Consider the following 19172-nt stretch of genomic DNA (forward strand, 5'->3'; position numbering starts at 1 on the left):
TTTATTTTTGTGTTTCTAAATAACTTCTTCTAAGCTGACCACATGCAGCATTAATATCGCTACCCATTTCTCTTCTAACTGTAGCTTCAATTCCATGAGCTTTTAATATTCCCTCGAAATCTTCTATAGTTTTTTTAGATGGTCTTTTTAAAGTATTTTCCTTTATTTCATTTACTGGAATTAAATTAACATGACCATTCATATCTTTTAAAAGTTTTGATAGCGATCTTGCATCTTCTTTACTATCATTTACTCCTGATACCAAAGAATATTCATATGTAATTCTACGTCCAGTTTTATTCATATAATACTTACAAGCATCTAATATCTCTGCTATAGTATATTTATTTGCAATAGGCATTATAACCCTTCTCTTTTCATCACTAAATGCATGTAATGAAATTGCAAGTGTAATACTTAAATTTAAATCAGCTAATTCAATTATCTTAGGTACTATACCACAAGTTGATAAAGTAATATGTCTTTGTCCTATGTTTAATCCATATTCTGCATTAACTAATTTTAAAAACTTTATTACATTATCAAAATTATCTAAAGGTTCTCCACTTCCCATTAATACAACATTAGAAATTCTTTCTCCCAAATACTTTTGTGCTACCATAATTTGAGCAAGTATTTCTCCACTACTTAAATCTCTTATTCTTCCGCCAATTGTTGAGGCGCAAAATTTACACCCCATTCTACAACCAACTTGAGTAGATACACAAATTGAATTTCCATGCTTATATTTCATAAGAACACATTCAATTAAGTTATTATCTTGCATAGACAATAATAATTTTTTTGTATCATCTACATTAGATTCATATACTTCTACAATTTTAGGAATATCTATAATAAAGTTTTCTTTTAGTTTTTCCTTTAATGCTCCTGGAATGTTCTTCATATCATCAAAATTCCAAACATCCTTGTATATCCAAGAAAAAACTTGTTTTGCTCTAAAAGCACTTTCTTTATTTTCTTTCATCCAACCTTGTAATTCTTCTAATGTAAAATTTAAAATATTATACATTTTTTCACCTACTATTTTTTGATTATCTTAGCAACATAGAAACCATCCATATATTCATTTGGCAAAATTGTTAATGAACCATCATTGTTATACATGAAGTTATCCATATTTCCTAAGAATATCTTTTCAACTTTTGCATCTTTATGATTGTTTAAGAACCATTCAATATTATCTTGGTTTTCTTCAACATTTAATGTACAAGTAGAATATAACATTGTTCCACCACTCTTTAAATAAGTCCAAGCATTTTCCATTATTTCTCTTTGAGTTGGAACTAAATCTTTAAGTGATTTTCTTGATTTATTCCACTTTATTTCTGGTTTCTTTCTTATAATTCCAAGTCCTGAACAAGGAACATCTATTAATACTTTATCCGCAAATGAAACATATTTAGGATTTAGTTTAGTTGCATCCATAGCTTCTACTTCAACATCCTTTAATCCTAATCTTTCTAAATTTTCATTTATTAAAGATAATTTATTTTCATGTAAATCAAAAGAGTATACTTTTCCTTCACCATTTAAAAGCTCTGCTATATGAGTTGTTTTTCCACCTGGAGCAGCACATAAATCTAATACAATATCTCCTACTTTTACATCTAAAAGTGGTGTTACAATCATAGCACTTTCATCTTGAACTGTTATTAATCCCTCTTTGAATAATTCATTACTTTCAATTGAACTTCCACCCTTTATTATTATAGCTTCTGGACAAGCATACCCTTCTTCTATATCATATCCCATTTCTTCAAGTCTTTCATATACCTCATCATAATCAGCTTTACAAGTATTAACTCTTACTGTTACTTTAGGTGTAGAATTTAATCCTGCTAATATCTTTCTTCCATTTTCTTCACCATATTGCTTATAAATCATTCTTATAAACCATGGTTCATAAGAATATTGATATACTAATCTATCTATCTTATCTTTAACATCCATATCATCAGGGTTTTTAGTATAGCTTCTTAATATTCCATTTACTAATTTAGAATCTTGAACTGAAATTTGTTTTGCTAATTCAACAGCTTCATTGCATGCTGCAAACTCTGGAACCTTATCTAAGAAATGCATTTGATAAATTGCCATTCTTAATATATTTAATACTTTTTCATCCATTAATGATATATCTTTAATATAATTTGAAATTATCATATCTAATGTCTTTTTTCTTCTTATAGTTCCATAAACAAGTTCTGTTACTAAAGCTCTATCTTTTTCGTTTAAATCACTTTCATTTAATTCATTTGATAAAACTAAATTTGAATAAGCTCCTTCTATTAGTACTCTGTTAATTATATTTAATGCTACTTCTCTACTATTCATACGTTACCTCTTAATCGTTATTTCTATTGCTAATTGCAATTAATCTTATTAATTGTGATATTGACATTAATGCTGCTGCTACATAAGTCATAGCTGCTGCACTTAAAACATTTTTAGCTCCCTTAATTTCATCACCATATAAAATATTTCTATTTTCTAATATGTTTAAAGCTCTTCTAGAAGCATTAAACTCAACTGGTAATGTAACAATTTGATAAAATACTGCTACACTGAAAAATATAATTCCAATGTTTGTTAATGCAGGAATACTAAATAATAAACCTAACATAAAAATTATTATAGATGCTTGACTGCTAAAATTAACAGCTCTTGCTATAGAAGTTCTTAACACTAAAGGTTTATAGTTTTGTGCATGTTGAATTGCATGCCCAACTTCATGTGCAGCAACTCCTGCTGATGCAATACTTGCTCTGTGAAAAACCTCTGTAGATAATCTAACCTGTCTGCTTACTGGATCATAATGATCAGTTAATTCACCTCTTACTTCAACAACAGGAATATCATATAATCCTTGAGCATCGAGTATCATTCTCGCTATATTTTCACCAGTATATCCATTTGCTATTCTTACATTCTTATATCTTTTATAAGTACTGCTAACTTTTGTTTGAGCCCAAAAAGCAATTATCATTGCTGGAACTAACAAAAGCATAGTTTTGTCAAAATAAAGTCCTGGATAAAACATATATCCCCTCTCCTTTCATATTATATTAACTTACACCCTATCTCAATTTCTTTACCATTTATATATTGTTCAATAGTTAAAGGCTTTCCATTTGGAAATTGTATTTTCTTAACTAATAATATACCATTTCCTGTGCTAACTTTCATCCCTTTCTTATTCACTTCTATTATAACACCTGGCTCCTTATTACTACTTTGTAATAATACTTCTGATTCGTATATCTTCATAGGCTCCTCTTTATAGGTAGTGTGAGCAATAGGTCTTGGATTAAGCCCCCTAATTAAATTATGAATATCTTGTGCAGAATTATTCCAATTTATCTTTCCAGTTTCTTTAGAAAGCATTTTTGCATAACAAGTTTCCCCTTCTTGCTTTTCTGGAGTAATTGAACCTTCTGCTAAACCTTCAATTGTTTTAATTAAAAGTTCTCCACCTCTGTTCATTAATATGTCATGTAATTCACCAGAAGTCATATTCTTAGTTATTTCAACTTCATCTTTTAATAACATATCACCAGTATCTAATCCAACATCCATAAGCATTGTTGTATTTCCAGTTTTCTCTTCACCATTAATTATAACCCAATTTAAAGGTGCTGCACCTCTATACATTGGTAATAATGATGCATGTAAATTTATACATCCATACTTAGGTATATCTAGCACTTCTTTAGTTAATATTTGACCAAAAGCTACTACAATTATAAAATCTGGCTTAAGTTCTTTTAAATACTCTACAGCTTCTATATCATCCTTTAACTTTTCAGGTTGAAAAACTTTAATATCATGTTTTACAGCAATTTCTTTAACTGGAGAAAAGACCATTTTCTTTCCTCTTCCTCTAGGTCTATCTGGTTGAGTAAATACAGCTTCAACTCCAAATTTATCAATTAAAGCTTCTAATGATGGAACTGCAAAATCTGGAGTTCCCATAAATACTATTTTCATTAACCTTCCTCCTACTTTACATGGTCAACATATAATACACCATTTAAGTGATCATTTTCATGAAGAATAGCTCTTGCTAATAATTCTTCACCTTCTAAGATAAATTCTTCACCTTTTTCATTAAATGCTTTTACCTTAACATAATTAGGTCTTTCTACTGGGTTTGATTCTCCAGGTATACTTAAGCAGCCCTCTTCATCACATTGAGTTCCTTTAGTTTCTAAAATTTCTGGATTTATGAATACCATAGTTCCATTTTCATCACCAATATCTATAACAAATATTCTCTTTAATACACCAACTTGTGGCGCTGCTAATCCAACCCCGTTAGCTTCAAACATAGTGTCTACCATATCTTCAATTAGAGTAAGTTCTCTATTTGTTATTTCAACTACCTCTTTACATTTTTTTCTTAAAACATCGTCACCAATAGTTCTAATATTTCTTATTGCCATTTTTATGCCCTCCTAGAATAAATTATTTGGATTAATATCCATACTTATTCGTATATCATTATATACGTTCTTGTTCTCATCATAAAGTATTTCCTTAATATTTTTTGAAAAATATGAATCAAATTCACCTTTTATAACAATTTGCCATCTATAATTTTCCTTTACTTTAGAAATCATACAGGGAATTGGCCCTAAAATTTCAATATCTAAGCAACTTTCAACTAATGGTTTAATCATCATTGTTATTTTGTGCATAAAATTCTTTAATAACTCTTCTTTTTTTGATGTTCCATTTATTAAAAGTAATTTTCCAAAAGGTGGATACTTCATCATAGCCCTTACTGTAAATTCCTTTTCATAAAAACCTTCATAATCATAATTAACAGCATATTGCAAGCTATAATGTTGTGGTGTATAAGTTTGAATTAAAACTTCTCCTTGCTTATCTCCTCTTCCTGCTCTTCCTGCTACTTGAGTTATTATTTGAAAAGTTCTTTCTGCTGCCCTATAATCTGGAATATTAATAGACATATCTGCAGCTAAAATACCAACTAAAGTAACATTTTTAAAATCAAGCCCTTTAGAAACCATTTGTGTACCTATTAAAATATCTGCTTCACCATTTTTAAAAGTATTATAAATCCTTTCATATGAATGCTTATCTCTTGTTGTATCTACATCCATTCTTAATATCCGTACATTATTAAAATATTTTTTAACTTCTTCTTCAACTCTTTGAGTACCAGCACCAAAGAATTTTACATATTTACTATGACATTTAGGACATTCTCTTGGTTCCCTTTTTGTTTTACCACAATAATGACATATTAATAATCCATTTTTATGATAAGTCATTGAAATATCACATTCATCACACTTAAATACATATCCACAGCTTCTACATGAAACAAAAGTTGAAAATCCCCTTCTATTTAAAAACAAAATAATTTGTTCTTTTCTCTTTAGTCTTTCTTGTATTGCAATAAATAATTCTCTACTAAATAATGATTTATTACCACCTTTAAGCTCATTTCTCATATCAATAACCTTCATTGGTGGCATAGGTTTATTATCTACCCTTGAATTTAGCTCTAAAAGCTTCATTTCCCCAGTTAAAGCTCTATAGTAAGTTTCTATTGACGGTGTAGCTGAGCCTAAAATAACTTTACATCCTTTTAGCTCACTTAAATATTCTGCTACTTCCTTTGTTTGATATTTAGGATTTTGTTCAGATTTATAAGTATTTTCATGCTCTTCATCAATAATTATTAAGCCTAAATTTTTTGCAGGAAGAAATATTGCACTTCTAGCTCCTACTATAACTTTTGCCTTTCCTTCCTTTACTCTAAACCATTCATCAAATCTTTCACCATCAGATAATTTACTGTGAAATAAAGCAACATTTACACCAAATCTTCCTTTAAACCTTTCAATCATTTGTGGTGTTAAAGCAATTTCTGGAACTAATATAATAGCTGATTTTCCTTCTAATAATACTCTTTCAACAAGCTTCATATAAACTTCTGTTTTACCTGATCCTGTAACTCCCTTAAGCAAAAACATTGTATCATCAGAGTTAATATATTCTCTTATAATATTTTCTTGTTCTATTGTTAATGTCTTAGCACTATCCTTATTATAAACTCTATCATTATATCTAAATACGCTTTCTTCTTCTATTGATAAAACTTCATTTTCTATTAATTTATTTAATTTATATTGAGAAATTGAATGATCATTAATAAGTTCACTTTTAGTATATTTTCCCGAATTCGTCTTAAAAAATTCAACAATTTTTTTATATCCATCAGGATTTTTTATATTACTTAAATCTTCATTTTTTAAAACTATAACCTTTTTTTTCTTAGCTTTAGCTCCCTTCATTATTCCAACTGGAATAAGAAGCCTAAAAGCATCAATATACTTACACAATGTTTTTTCTCTTAAAAATTCAATAAGATTAATATCATCTTCATCAATAACTGGATCTTTTACTAAAATAGCTGCTATATTTTTAGTTTTGAACTTTATATTATCATCATTTTTCAAATTTAATATAAACCCTTCAGATGTTTTATTTCCTTTTCCAAAAGGAACTTTTACTATTTGGCCTATTTTAATTTCATTATTGAATTCTTCTGGAACTTTATATGTAAAAGGTCTATCTATTTCTAATGCTTCAGAATTTATAATAACTTCAGCATATAACTTCAAATTATCACCTTCTTACTTTCAGTTTCTATATATTTTAACCTTTAAAATATATATTGTATATAAAGAAAAGCGCAATTAGCGCTTTTCTAAAATCATATCAAATATATTACTTGCAACTTTCTTTTTACTCATTTTTTCTAGTTCAAGCTTTTCATTATTTTTAGATAAAATAACTACTTTATTGTCTTCACTTCCAAATCCAGTATCAGAAGATGTAATATCATTTGCTACTATAAAATCTAAGTTCTTGTTTTTTAGTTTTCTTTCTGCATTTTCAAGTACATTATCACTTTCAGCAGCAAATCCAACTAAAACTTGGTGAGTTTTAATTTCTCCTAGAAATTTTAATATATCATTATCTCTAGTTAAACAAATATTAAGGTCACCTTCACCTTTTTTAATCTTTTCTTTACTATATTCCTTTGGCTTATAATCAGCAACTGCTGCTGACTTTATTACTATATCTGCCCATTTAAAATTTTGTAAAATTTCTTTTTTCATTTCTTCATTAGTTTTTATGTTAATTATTTTTACGTTTTTAGGTGGTTCTAAATTTGTAGGACCTGAAACTAAAATTACTTCTGCACCTCTATCTCTTGCTTCTTTTGCAATAGCATATCCCATTTTACCAGTTGATCTATTAGTTATATATCTTACTGGGTCAATAGGTGCAATAGTAGGTCCAGCACTAACTAGTACTTTTTTTCCTAACAAATCTTGCTCTTTATCTTCAAGTTCTTCTATAACTCTTTCAACAATTGTATTTACATCCGCTAATTTACCTATACCTATATCACCACATGCTAATCTTCCACTAGCTGGTTCAATAAATTTATATCCAAAATCTTTTAATTTTGAAATATTATTTTGAACTATTGGATTTTGATACATATTTGTATTCATAGCAGGTGCTATAAGTACTTTAGCTTTAGTTGCCATTACAGTTGTAGATAACATATCATCTGCAATTCCATTTGAAATTTTACCTATAACATTTGCTGTTGCAGGTGCTATAAGCATTAAATCAGCTTTTTGAGCTAATGAAATATGCTGAATTTCCCAAGCCTTTGGCTCTGCAAACATGTCTGTTACAACCATATTTTGACTTATTGATTGAAATGTTAGTGGATTTACAAATTTTGATGCACTTTCAGTCATTATAACATGAACTTCAATATCTTTTTTTCTTAAAGCACTAATTACATCTAATGCCTTATATACTGCAATACCTCCAGTAACGCCAATAACAACACATTTACTCATAACTATTTTGTTCCTTCATTGTTTTTACAATAAGAAATTTTTCCTTCATTAACTTCGTTTATTGCTATTGTTAATGGTTTATTTGAAGGAACTGTTGTTAATGGTACAGCACCATCTATTATTTGTCTTGCTCTTCTTGATGTAACTATTACTAGTGAATATCTGTCTTCTACCTTTTTTAATAAATCTACCACTGATGGATTAATCATAGAGTTGTTCATGAATTACGCCCTCCTTAGAATCTAATATTGTATCTTTTATTCTATCTACTCTACACTTTTCTGCGACAATTATACCCTCTATTTTTTCAACTGCCGTATCAACTTCATCATTAACTACTGCATAGTTATACTTAGAAACATAGTTTATTTCTTGATATGCATTTTTAAATCTTGTCATTAATGATTCTTGCGTTTCGCTTCCTCTTTTTATTATTCTTTGTTTTAATTCTTCCATAGATGGAGGAAGTATAAAAATAAATACTCCTTCACTAAAGTTTTCCTTAACCTTTAATGCACCTTGAATATCTATTTCTAATATTACATTTTTACCTTGTTCTAACATTTCTTCAACTTTGAATTTTGGCGTACCATACATGTTACCATGTACTTCTGCATATTCTAAAAAGTCATTTCTTTCTACTTTTGATATAAAGTCTTCTTTAGTAAGGAAGTGATAATTAACACCATCAACTTCACCTTCTCTCGGACTTCTTGTAGTTGCTGAAACAGAAATAAATAAATCATCTATCTTTTCTAAAAGCGCCTTACAAATTGTTCCCTTTCCAGCACCTGATGGGCCAGAAATAACTATTAATAGTCCTCTATTATGCATTATTCATCAACCTCGTCTGCAGCTTCATCTTTGTCTACTAATCTATGTGCAACAGTTTCTGGTTGCACTGCTGATAATATAACATGATCACTATCAGTAATTATAACAGCTCTAGTTCTTCTTCCATAAGTAGCATCAATAAGCATTCCTCTATCTCTAGCTTCTTGGATTATTCTCTTAATTGGTGCTGATTCTGGACTAACTATAGCAACTAATCTGTTAGCTGATACAATATTACCAAAACCAATATTAATTAATTTTATTCCCATGCTTTTCCTCCTATTATTCTATGTTTTGAACTTGTTCTCTAATTTTTTCAAGTATATTTTTTATATCAATAACTATATTAGTCATTTTGATATCACTAGATTTTGAACCAATTGTATTTGTTTCTCTATTCATTTCTTGAACTATAAAATCAAGTTTTCTTCCAATAGGTTCATTTAATTTTAATGTTTCTCTCACTTGATTAATATGACTGTTTAGTCTTATTATTTCTTCATCAACAGTTGCTTTATCTGCTAATATACAAACTTCAGTAGCAATTCTATTTTCATCTACTTCAACATTTCCTAATAAATCTTTTAATCTTTCTTCAAGCTTTTGCTTAAATACCTTAGGAATGCTATCTGCAAATTCTTCTACCTTAGATACTAAATCTTCAATTTGATTTATTTTAATTAATATATCTTCTTTTAATTTTTCACCTTCAACTTCTCTCATGTTAATCATCATATCTAATGATGAACTTATTAAAGGTTTTAATTCTTCCCATATTTCATCTATTTTGTCTTCTTCTTCAATCATAGTGATTACTTCTGGAAATCTTGCTATTTGCATTACAGATATATCATTTTTGATATTTAATTTTTCTTCAATTTCTTTAAGACATTGTAAATATCCTTGTGCTAAGTTAATATCAACCTTAGGTACTCCAGCACCTTCATTATAATTCTTTATATTAATAAAGACATCAACTTTTCCTCTATTAAGAGAATTACTAATCATTTTTCTAATTTCTTCCTCTAAAGAAATTATACTTTTAGGCATTCTAATATTTACATCTAAATATCTGCTATTTACACTTTTCATTTCAACAGTAAATACTCTTTTTTTACCTTCTTCACTGTTGCTTCTTCCAAAGCTAGTCATGCTCCTTATCATACTATTTCTCCTGCCACTTTCTTCTTATATATAAAAATTTATTACTTTTTAAACAATAAACTTAGTTTATATCTTTATAAGGTTTTCTGTCAACATTTTATTAACAATTTGTTTACAGTTTTATTTTTAATAAAAAATAGAGCTAGAAAACCGAGGGCACTGAAAAACTTAATGTTTTTCAGTGCCCTCGAAAACCTAACTCTATTTTTAAAATTGATTTTTTATTTCATCATAACTTATGTTGCTGTTTATAGCTAATGAAAGTTTAACTCTAGCCTTTTGTCCAGGTAATGTATCACCAAAGATAACCCCTAAATCCTTAAGCATTTTTCCTCCACCTTCATATCCATATGATTCGTGTACTCTACCTTCAAAACATCTAGATACTACAACTATAGGCATTTTATTATCTAATGCTCTTTTTATTCCTTCAACCATTCTTGGAGGTACATTTCCTCTTCCTAAAGCTTCAATAACTATTCCACCAAATCCTTTTTCAATTGCAAAGTCAATTAATGTAGAGTCCATATCAGCTACACATTTAATTAATAAAACATCTTTATTAATTTCTTTTGCATCATATGTTTCTGTTTTCTTTGCATTTCTATAAAACATTACTTTATTATTGTCAACAATTCCTATTGGTCCAAAATTAGGAGTTATAAATGCATTTAATGCCATAGAATTTGCTTTTGTTACTTCTGCAGCTGAATTTAATTCACCATTAAAGCATACAAGCACTCCTCTTCCCTTTGCATCATCAGAAATTGCTGTACAAATTGAAGCTGCTAAATTTGAAGGTCCATCATAACCAAGTTCTGAGCCACTTCTCATTGCACCTGTAATTACAACAGGCTTATCACTATTTATTGTTAAGTCTAAAAGATATGCTGTTTCTTCTAAAGTATCTGTTCCATGAGTAATTACAACACCATCAATATCTTCTCTATTTAATAATTCTTTTGAAAACTCACTTAATTCTAACATTGTTTTAAAAGTCATATGTGGTGATGGCATACTTGAAAAACTATAAGATTCAATTTCTGCATATTCTTCTATTCCAGTTACCATAGACATTATCTCTTCACCAGTTAAACTAGGAACAGCTGCCTTAATTCTTTCATCAACCTTCATAGATATTGTTCCACCATTAAAAATTACCGCTATTTTCTTCATTTTATCCTCCAAAATATAATCTCTCTTTTAATTTGAACTTACAATTGACAAGTTTAGGTACGGGGATGTTGCATTAAGAATAAATAAAAAACAATATATTGTGTATAAAAGTTTTAGTGCGACAGTCCCAATAAATCATATTTTTCCTAAACTTGTCACAAGTGCTAAATTGCACAGATGTTGCTCTAAGCCAAAAATAAATTATATTTTTCCTAAACTTATCACTTGTTACTTCTAACCATGTTCCCGGATTTATGGCAGGGCGACATTTCCTGCATCTCTGTTTACTGAATAGTTCCAGCGCATGAGGAGCCTTTTCTCACCTCAAAAATCCTATATACTTAATTTTATATTATATATTTGAATTTTATTTATAGCAAATATTTTATTTATTTTTTTTAATATTAATTAATTTTCCACTATAAATTCTATTTTCTATTTTCCTATCAGTTATAGGATACATAGTAGTTACATAAATATATTGTTTTTCTTCATCTACTTCAACTCCTAAAAGCAAATTAGTATAAGCTTTTTTAATAAATTCTATAGCAGTCTGTCCCTCATCATTTTTATAAATTCCAATATAATCAGGATCATCTAGAATCTTTTTCATCCATTCTAAAATTCCTGTTCTAGTCCTTTTGTCAAACTGTCTTCCATGTCTTTTTATTATATGTTTTAGCACGCCTGGCGAGGCATAAATTACACCAGTAAACTCTATACCTAATTCATAAGCAACCCTTTCTCTTAAATATCCTACTCTTTTATAGGTACAAAATCTGCTCTCCATACTATCCCTCTTCACTATAATATATTAAGCATAATACTATCTGCTTATTATATTATATTCTAATTACATAGGAGTTTGTACCAAAAATAATATACTTTTTTCAATTTAACATTGCTTAATATTTTATATCCGTACTTATAAAATAGTCTGCTACTAAATAAACTATTTAGTAGCAGACTATATCTATGTTATAGTATTATACAAATCAATCCACCATTACCTTCATTAATGATTTTTTGAAGTGTTTTTTGAATTTTAACTTGCACATCTTCTGGCATCTTATATAACTTATTTTGTAGTCCTTCCTTAACTAATACCTCTAAAGATTTTCCAAACATATTACTTTGCCATAAAGATGCTGGGTCCTTTTCATATTGTTCCATAAGAGCTGTAACAAGTTCTTCACTTTCTTTTTCAGAACCCATTATAGGACTTATTTCAGTTTTAATATCAGCTTTAATAAAATGAAGAGATGGTGCACTTGCCTTTAGCTTAACACCAAATTTAGTGCCTTGCTTAACAATTTCTGGCTCTTCAAATTTCATTTCGCTTAATTGAGGTGCCACTAATCCATATCCTGTTTCTTTTACATCAACTAATGCATCCTTAATTTTATCATATTCTACTTTTGCAACATTTAAATCTTTTACAAGAGCAATTAATTCACTTTCATCTTCTATTTCAACACCACAATTTTCACTAAGTATTTTATAAAAAATGTTTTCACTTGGTTTTAATAATATATTTGCAGTTCCTTCACCAAGTTTTATTTGAGTTAAATCTGATGCACTTAAATTTTCATTTTGTTTTGCATCATAAAATACTGGTTTTATGTCCCTAATTTTATCTACACTTTCACACATTCCCTTAATTATTTTAAAATACTCTTTCTTTAGCCAATGTTCTGGCTCTAAATTTTCTACCCATGTTGGCATATCTATATTTATTTCCTTAACAGGGAATTCTTTAAGTACATGTTTAAATAGTTTTTCAATATCTTTTTCTGTCATATTATAAACATCCATAACTTGAACTTCAACATCATATTTCTTTTCAAGCTCATCTTTTAATGAATCTGTTTCTGGAGAGTTTATGTTCTTTGTATTAAGTACAACTATAAAGGGTTTATTAATAGATTTAAGCTCTTCTACAACCCTTTCTTCAGCTTCAACGTATTCTTCCCTATCTATTCCTGTTATACTTCCATCAGTAGTAACAACAAGACCTACAGTTGAATGATCAGTAATAACTTTTCTTGTTCCAATTTCTGCAGCATCTTCAAATGGTATTTCATATTCATACCATGGAGTGTTAACCATCTTAGGCTCTTCATCCTCTAAATATCCTAAAGCTCCCTTAACAATATACCCCACACAATCTACTAATCTAACCTTTAACTTTATATCTTCATCAATTGTAATTTCCACAGCTTCATTTGGAACAAATTTGGGCTCTGTAGTATGAATAGTTTTTCCTGAACTGCTTTGTGGCAATTCATCTTTAGCTCTTTCTTTCTTATAAGCATTATCAATCTTTGGTATAACCATAAGATCCATAAATTTTTTAATAAATGTAGATTTTCCAGTTCTAACTGGTCCAACAACACCTAAGTATATGTCTCCCTGAGTCCTTTCTGCAATATCCTTATATATATTGAAATCGCCCATAAGTACACCCTCCTATTTATTTTTAACACTATAATATATTCCATAGCAAAAAAAAGTATACTATTTTTTTTATTTTATTAAATATAATAAAAATTTATATTTTTATTCACTATTAAACAATTACATTCCATGTATTTTTCTTACAATTTAAAATATGTACTCATAAAAATAAATATGATGTATTATATAATTTTTTACATAATAAAAAAACTGATTCTTGTTTAACACAAAAATCAGTTTTTAAAATTATTTAACATAAATATTACTTTAAATTAAATAACATTTTCATTATATAATTAGTAATTTTCTGCTTTTTTATCTCTTTGCAGTAGTTTACTTACCATTTCTCTTGGATCACTACCCTCAAAAAGAACTTTGTATAATGCATCCGTTATTGGCATTTCAACATTTAATTTTTCTTTTAAATCATAAAATGCATTACATGCCTTGATTCCTTCAACAATCATTCCAACTTCTTCAATAGCTTCTTCCCTACTCTTACCTTTACCTATTAAGTATCCTGCTTTTCTATTTCTAGAATGCATGCTAGTACAAGTTACTATCAAATCACCCATTCCAGTAAGGCCTAGGAAAGTTTCAACTCTTCCTCCAAGCTTAGTTCCTATTCTAACTATCTCAGCCATTCCCCTAGTCATAAGAGCTGCCTTTGTATTATCTCCATATCCTAATCCATCACATACTCCAGCTGCTAATGCTATAATATTTTTTACAGCCCCTCCAACTTCAACACCAATTAAATCATCATTAGTATAAACTCTAAATGTTTTAGTCATAAAAAGGTCTTGAACTTCTTCAGCTATCTTCATATTATTTGAAGATGTAAGCACTGTTGTTGGAATATCAAATGCTACTTCTTCTGCATGACTTGGACCTGATAAAATTACTACTGGATTATTAATTTCTTCTTCAATAACTTCAACTAATGTTTTATTAGTACCTTCTTCAATGCCTTTTGCAATACATATAACAGGTACACTTTCTTTTACAAGTCCCTTAATACTTCTTGCAGCACTTCTAATTACATGAGAAGGAACAGCTAATACCACATAATCAGAATTAGGTATAGCCTCCTCTAAGCTATTATAGGCCGTAACATTTTTAGGCACATTTAATCCTTTAATAAATTTATCATTTCTTCTATTAACATTAATATCCTCTACAACATTACTATTTCTATCATATACTGATATAACATTTCCTTTGTTTGCTAATAAAATTGCTAAAGCAATCCCAAAACTTCCTCCGCCTAAAAAAGCTACCTTACTCATAAATTAACTATCCTTTCTCTCCCTATATTCTATTTGTATTCCAGTTCCACTGAAATCAAAATTATCTCTTAATTGATTTTCTAAATATCTTTCATAAGAGAAATGTCTACAACTTGAATCATTAACAAAGAACACAAACTTTGGTGGTTTTGTAGCTACTTGTGTTGCATAATATATTTTTAGTCTCTTTAATGCAACTACTGGTGGCTCTTTCATTAATACAGCCTTATTAATAACTTCATTTAATACACCAGTACCAATTCTCTTATCATAATTATCATAACATTCTCTAGCAACTTCTAACACCTTATGTGCTCTTTGACCAGTTAATGCTGATATAAATAAGAATTTAGCATATTTTATAAACTTAAGCTTACTTTGTAAATCTTTTTTATAGTTTTCCATTGTTTTATCATCTTTTTCAATAAGATCCCATTTATTAACTATAACCATTATAGCCTTGTTTAATTCATGTGCAAATCCTATTATTTTTTCATCTTGCTCTGTAACACCTTCTGTTGCATCTATCATTAAGATACAAACATCTGCTCTTTCTACAGCAGCAAGAGTTCTTATAACAGAATATCTTTCTATTTCTTCTTTAACTTTACTTTTTCTTCTAAGACCAGCTGTATCTATTAATGTAAACTTACCAAATTCACTTTCAATTTTACTATCTATAGCATCTCTTGTAGTTCCAGCTATATCTGATACAATTAATCTTTCTTCACCTAATAATCTATTTATTAATGAAGACTTACCTACATTAGGTTTACCTATCATAGCTATTTTTATATCTTCTTCTTCCTCTTCTATTGAAGCAATTGAATCAAAATGTGAAACAACCATATCAAGCATATCTCCAAGACCTTTACCTTGGCCTGCTGATATAGCTACTGGATCACCAATACCTAAATTATAAAATTCCCATGCATTTTCTTCATCTTTTAAGTTATCAATTTTATTAACAACTAAAACTACTGGTTTCTTAGATTTTCTAAGCATTGTTGCAACTTCATTATCAGCTGCTGTTAAGCCTTCTTTACCATCAACTACAAACATTATAACATCAGCTGTTTCTATAGCAATGTTCGCTTGTCTTCTCATTTGCTTAACTATTATATCTTGGTTTTCTGGTTCTATACCTCCAGTATCAATCATTGTAAAAGTATGATTAAGCCATTCAGCTTCCGCATATACTCTATCTCTTGTTACACCTGGTGTATCTTGAACTATTGAAATTCTTTTTCCTGCTAGTTTATTAAATAATGTAGATTTACCTACATTCGGTCTTCCAACTATAGCAACTATTGGTTTTGCCATTATTCTTGTTCCTCCTGACATACATCATTTATTATGCTTACTATATCTTCACCTGTGTGATCACATACAAGCACCTTAACCCCTAATTCTTTTTCTATGTCCTCAATCTTAGTATCATCTAACATAATATACTCAGCTGGACCTAGTTCATAACCTTTTCTAAACATATTATTAGGCATAATTAAGTATTCACTATTAATTTTCCCCTTTAATTGTCCAATAATATCAGTTCCAGTAAGAAGTCCTGCAACTGTTATTGTTTCCCCAAAGAAATTATTAACTATTTTATATGTATCTATTTTAATATTAGGATTAACTTCCATCAACTTTTTCATTCCACTTCTTACTTCATTAAATGCAAGGGTTCCAGTTGGTACAGAAAAAGTTCCTTTTATATTTTTATTTAAATCTTGAGCAGTATAATTTATAGCTTCCCTGAAACATCTAATCATTCCAATTCCATCTTCTATTTGTTCATATCCATTATAAAAACTTTCTTCTGGAACATCTATACCTGCAACTAAATAAAACTCATCTGAAAATCTTACAAATGGGTCATTAATTTCTTTCATAAATCTTTTTTGAAATTCCATAACCATTTCTAATTCTTTTCTTGCAGTTTCATTAGTAAATGTTTTTACTTGAACTAATCCATCTCTATATTTAGTAACTCCTATTGGAACTACCGCAATATTTGCTACTGCTGGATATAATTCATATAATTCAGTAATAGTCCTTTTAAGCTCTTCACCATTATTTACTTCTGGTATAAGAACTATTTGACAGTGCATTTCAATTCCTGCTTCTGCTAATCTCTTTATTCTATTATAAACAGTACCTGCAAATCTATTGCCAAGCATTTTTACTCTTAACTCTGGATTTGTTGTATGAACTGAAATATTTATAGGACTTATTCTATATCTAATAATTCTATCTATATCTTCTTCTTTCATGTTTGTTAACGTAACAAAATTACCTTGTAAAAAAGAAAGACGTGAATCATCATCTTTAAAATATAAACTTTCTCTCATCCCTCTTGGATTTTGATCTATAAAGCAAAACATACATTTATTACTGCATCTTTTTGCTTTATCCATGATACCGCCACCAAATTCTAGGCCTAACTCTTCGCCATATTCTTTTTCAATTTCGTAGTCCCACACTTCTCCATTTGGCTTTTGTATCTCTAAAACTATTTCTTCATCATTAGTTAAAAACCTGTAGTCTATAATATCAACTATCTTTTCACCATTTACTGATAATAAAATATCATTTTCTTCAATGCCGACTTCCTCAGCAATACTATCAGGCATTACACTTGTTATTACATTTTTCATAATGTCACTCCTATAATTACCTATCATCTCTATGATATATTACCCCAATAATTCTTTTTTTGTCAACTAACAAAAAAGAATATAAGGTATACCCTATATTCTTTATTATTACTCATTTAAATCTACATAATCACCTTTTGAAGAAAAAATTATCCATTCGCATATATTAGTAACATGATCCCCAACTCTTTCAAGATATTTAGATGCAAATAATATTTGTGCTCCCTTATTAATAATAGTTTCATCCTTTGCCATCTTCTTTAAAATATCATTAAATAATCCTCTATATAAAATATCTACTTCATCATCCATCTTGCAAATTTCATAAGCTTCTTTTACATTACCTGTAACAAATGCTTCTAATGACCTTTTGATCATCTTCCTTAAAATATCTACCATTTGCCAAACTGGTTCACACTCTTCACCTAAAATATCTAATTCAACCCTTTGAGCAATTTTACAAATATCAACTGCATAATCAGCCATTCTCTCTAAATCTGTAACTATCTTAGAAGTTGTAAATATCTTTCTTAAATCAGTTGCTACTGGTGATTCCATTGCCATAAATTTTAAGCACTGCTCTTCAATTTTTTTATTTAATTCATCTACTTTATCATCATTTTCAATTACCTTTTTAGCCAAAACCATATCTTTATTTTTGAAAGCTTCTATACTGTTATATAATTGTTTTTCAACAAGACTTCCCATTTCGGCAAGTTCTGAAGTTAAAAGCTGCATTCTCTTTTCTAAAAGATTTCTTGTCATAATCTCACTCCCTGATTTTAATTTTAAATTATTAATTCTTAACTATTTTTTGATTATGATATATTTTATTTTTAAAAATTTAATTTTATCCAAATCTTCCTGTTATATAATCTTCTGTTCTCTTATCTCTTGGTCTGTAAAATATGTCTTCTGTATTTCCATATTCAACAACTTCTCCAGATAAGAAAAATGCAGTCTTATCAGCAATTCTACCTGCTTGTTGCATATTATGAGTAACAATTACAACTGTATATTGTTTTTTTAATTCAACCATAAGCTCTTCCATTTTATTAGTAGAAATAGGATCTAATGCTGATGTAGGTTCATCCATTAATATTATTTCAGGTGAAACAGCTATAGTTCTAGCTATACATAGTCTTTGTTGCTGACCACCTGAAAGTCCTATTGCTGATTTTTTTAATCTATCCTTAACTTCATCAAAAAGAGCTGCTCCCTTTAAACTACTTTCAACTATTTGGTCCAAAGTCCTTTTATCTTTTATTCCATGTATTCTAGGTCCATAAGCAATATTATCATAAATAGACATAGGAAATGGATTAGGCTTTTGGAATACCATTCCTACCTTTTTTCTAAGGTCTATTTCCTCATAATCCTTATATATATCCTTCCCATCTATTAATATTTGACCATTTATTTTAACTCCTTCAATTAAATCATTCATTCTATTTAAAGTTCTTAAAAATGTTGATTTACCACACCCTGAAGGTCCTATTAATGCTGTAACCTTTTTTGCTTCTATATCTATACTAATATTTTTCAGTGCTTTATTTTCACCATAAAACAACTCTAAATTTTTAACCTGAATTTCAGATTTGATTATATTTGACATATTTACACCTCAAAATCCTATGATTTTACTTTAC

Annotated in this window: 19 protein-coding genes; all 19 read right to left on the reverse strand. The window is 28.8% G+C overall.

Translation table 11 applies throughout. The features are described 5' to 3' along the window. Position 1: 1 nt before the first annotated feature. Complete coding sequence (rlmN, locus tag ACUN06_RS08425) at positions 2-1033, reverse strand: 23S rRNA (adenine(2503)-C(2))-methyltransferase RlmN (RefSeq protein WP_291734159.1); 1032 nt, start codon at positions 1031-1033, stop codon at positions 2-4. An 11-nt stretch (positions 1034-1044) separates the two neighbouring features. Beyond that, positions 1045-2358 carry a 16S rRNA (cytosine(967)-C(5))-methyltransferase RsmB gene (rsmB, locus tag ACUN06_RS08430; protein ID WP_294367569.1) on the reverse strand — a complete coding sequence of 438 codons (1314 nt, stop codon included), beginning with the start codon at positions 2356-2358 and terminating at the stop codon, positions 1045-1047. 10 nt (positions 2359-2368) lie between these two features. Further along, complete coding sequence (locus ACUN06_RS08435) at positions 2369-3064, reverse strand: zinc metallopeptidase (protein ID WP_294126263.1); 696 nt, start codon at positions 3062-3064, stop codon at positions 2369-2371. 20 nt (positions 3065-3084) lie between these two features. Further along, complete coding sequence (fmt, locus tag ACUN06_RS08440; protein WP_291734170.1) at positions 3085-4011, reverse strand: methionyl-tRNA formyltransferase; 927 nt, start codon at positions 4009-4011, stop codon at positions 3085-3087. Between the two features lie 11 nt (positions 4012-4022). Then, positions 4023-4466, reverse strand: coding sequence for a peptide deformylase (gene def, locus ACUN06_RS08445; RefSeq protein ID WP_291734172.1), 444 nt, complete (start codon positions 4464-4466; stop codon positions 4023-4025). 12 nt (positions 4467-4478) lie between these two features. Continuing rightward, positions 4479-6680, reverse strand: coding sequence for a primosomal protein N' (gene priA, locus ACUN06_RS08450; protein WP_449389622.1), 2202 nt, complete (start codon positions 6678-6680; stop codon positions 4479-4481). A gap of 75 nt (positions 6681-6755) precedes the next feature. After that, positions 6756-7943 carry a bifunctional phosphopantothenoylcysteine decarboxylase/phosphopantothenate--cysteine ligase CoaBC gene (gene coaBC / locus ACUN06_RS08455; RefSeq protein WP_291734178.1) on the reverse strand — a complete coding sequence of 396 codons (1188 nt, stop codon included), beginning with the start codon at positions 7941-7943 and terminating at the stop codon, positions 6756-6758. A 2-nt stretch (positions 7944-7945) separates the two neighbouring features. Beyond that, positions 7946-8164 carry a DNA-directed RNA polymerase subunit omega gene (gene rpoZ, locus ACUN06_RS08460; RefSeq protein WP_291734179.1) on the reverse strand — a complete coding sequence of 73 codons (219 nt, stop codon included), beginning with the start codon at positions 8162-8164 and terminating at the stop codon, positions 7946-7948. Beyond that, positions 8145-8777: a guanylate kinase gene (gene gmk / locus ACUN06_RS08465; RefSeq protein WP_291734181.1), complete on the reverse strand. Its 633-nt coding sequence runs from the start codon at positions 8775-8777 to the stop codon at positions 8145-8147. The genes rpoZ and gmk overlap by 20 nt, the downstream gene beginning before the upstream one ends. Then, positions 8777-9046, reverse strand: coding sequence for an extracellular matrix/biofilm regulator RemA (gene remA / locus ACUN06_RS08470; protein WP_291734183.1), 270 nt, complete (start codon positions 9044-9046; stop codon positions 8777-8779). Before remA ends, gmk begins: the two co-directional genes overlap by 1 nt. A 13-nt stretch (positions 9047-9059) precedes the next feature. Continuing rightward, positions 9060-9941, reverse strand: coding sequence for a YicC/YloC family endoribonuclease (locus tag ACUN06_RS08475; RefSeq protein WP_301953362.1), 882 nt, complete (start codon positions 9939-9941; stop codon positions 9060-9062). Between the two features lie 207 nt (positions 9942-10148). After that, positions 10149-11117: an asparaginase gene (locus ACUN06_RS08480; protein WP_294397525.1), complete on the reverse strand. Its 969-nt coding sequence runs from the start codon at positions 11115-11117 to the stop codon at positions 10149-10151. A gap of 385 nt (positions 11118-11502) precedes the next feature. Beyond that, positions 11503-11907, reverse strand: coding sequence for a PBECR3 domain-containing polyvalent protein (locus tag ACUN06_RS08485; protein ID WP_291733480.1), 405 nt, complete (start codon positions 11905-11907; stop codon positions 11503-11505). A gap of 188 nt (positions 11908-12095) precedes the next feature. Then, positions 12096-13574: a stage IV sporulation protein A gene (gene spoIVA, locus ACUN06_RS08490; protein WP_449389623.1), complete on the reverse strand. Its 1479-nt coding sequence runs from the start codon at positions 13572-13574 to the stop codon at positions 12096-12098. A gap of 296 nt (positions 13575-13870) precedes the next feature. Further along, positions 13871-14863 carry an NAD(P)H-dependent glycerol-3-phosphate dehydrogenase gene (locus ACUN06_RS08495; protein ID WP_449389624.1) on the reverse strand — a complete coding sequence of 331 codons (993 nt, stop codon included), beginning with the start codon at positions 14861-14863 and terminating at the stop codon, positions 13871-13873. Between the two features lie 3 nt (positions 14864-14866). Beyond that, the gene (gene der / locus ACUN06_RS08500; RefSeq protein WP_291733473.1) at positions 14867-16186 is read right to left on the reverse strand and encodes a ribosome biogenesis GTPase Der; all 1320 of its coding nucleotides are present in this window, start codon (positions 16184-16186) and stop codon (positions 14867-14869) included. Next, entirely contained in the window at positions 16186-17523 is a 1338-nt protein-coding gene (locus ACUN06_RS08505; protein ID WP_291733472.1) for a DUF512 domain-containing protein, read from the reverse strand. Before ACUN06_RS08505 ends, der begins: the two co-directional genes overlap by 1 nt. 108 nt (positions 17524-17631) lie before the next feature. Next, entirely contained in the window at positions 17632-18288 is a 657-nt protein-coding gene (gene phoU / locus ACUN06_RS08510) for a phosphate signaling complex protein PhoU (protein ID WP_294397529.1), read from the reverse strand. Positions 18289-18373: 85 nt separating this feature from the next. Then, positions 18374-19138 carry a phosphate ABC transporter ATP-binding protein PstB gene (gene pstB / locus ACUN06_RS08515; RefSeq protein ID WP_294367581.1) on the reverse strand — a complete coding sequence of 255 codons (765 nt, stop codon included), beginning with the start codon at positions 19136-19138 and terminating at the stop codon, positions 18374-18376. Between the last annotated feature and the right edge of the window lie 34 nt (positions 19139-19172).

The sequence above is a fragment of the Clostridium sp. ETTB3 genome, from assembly GCF_053571985.1.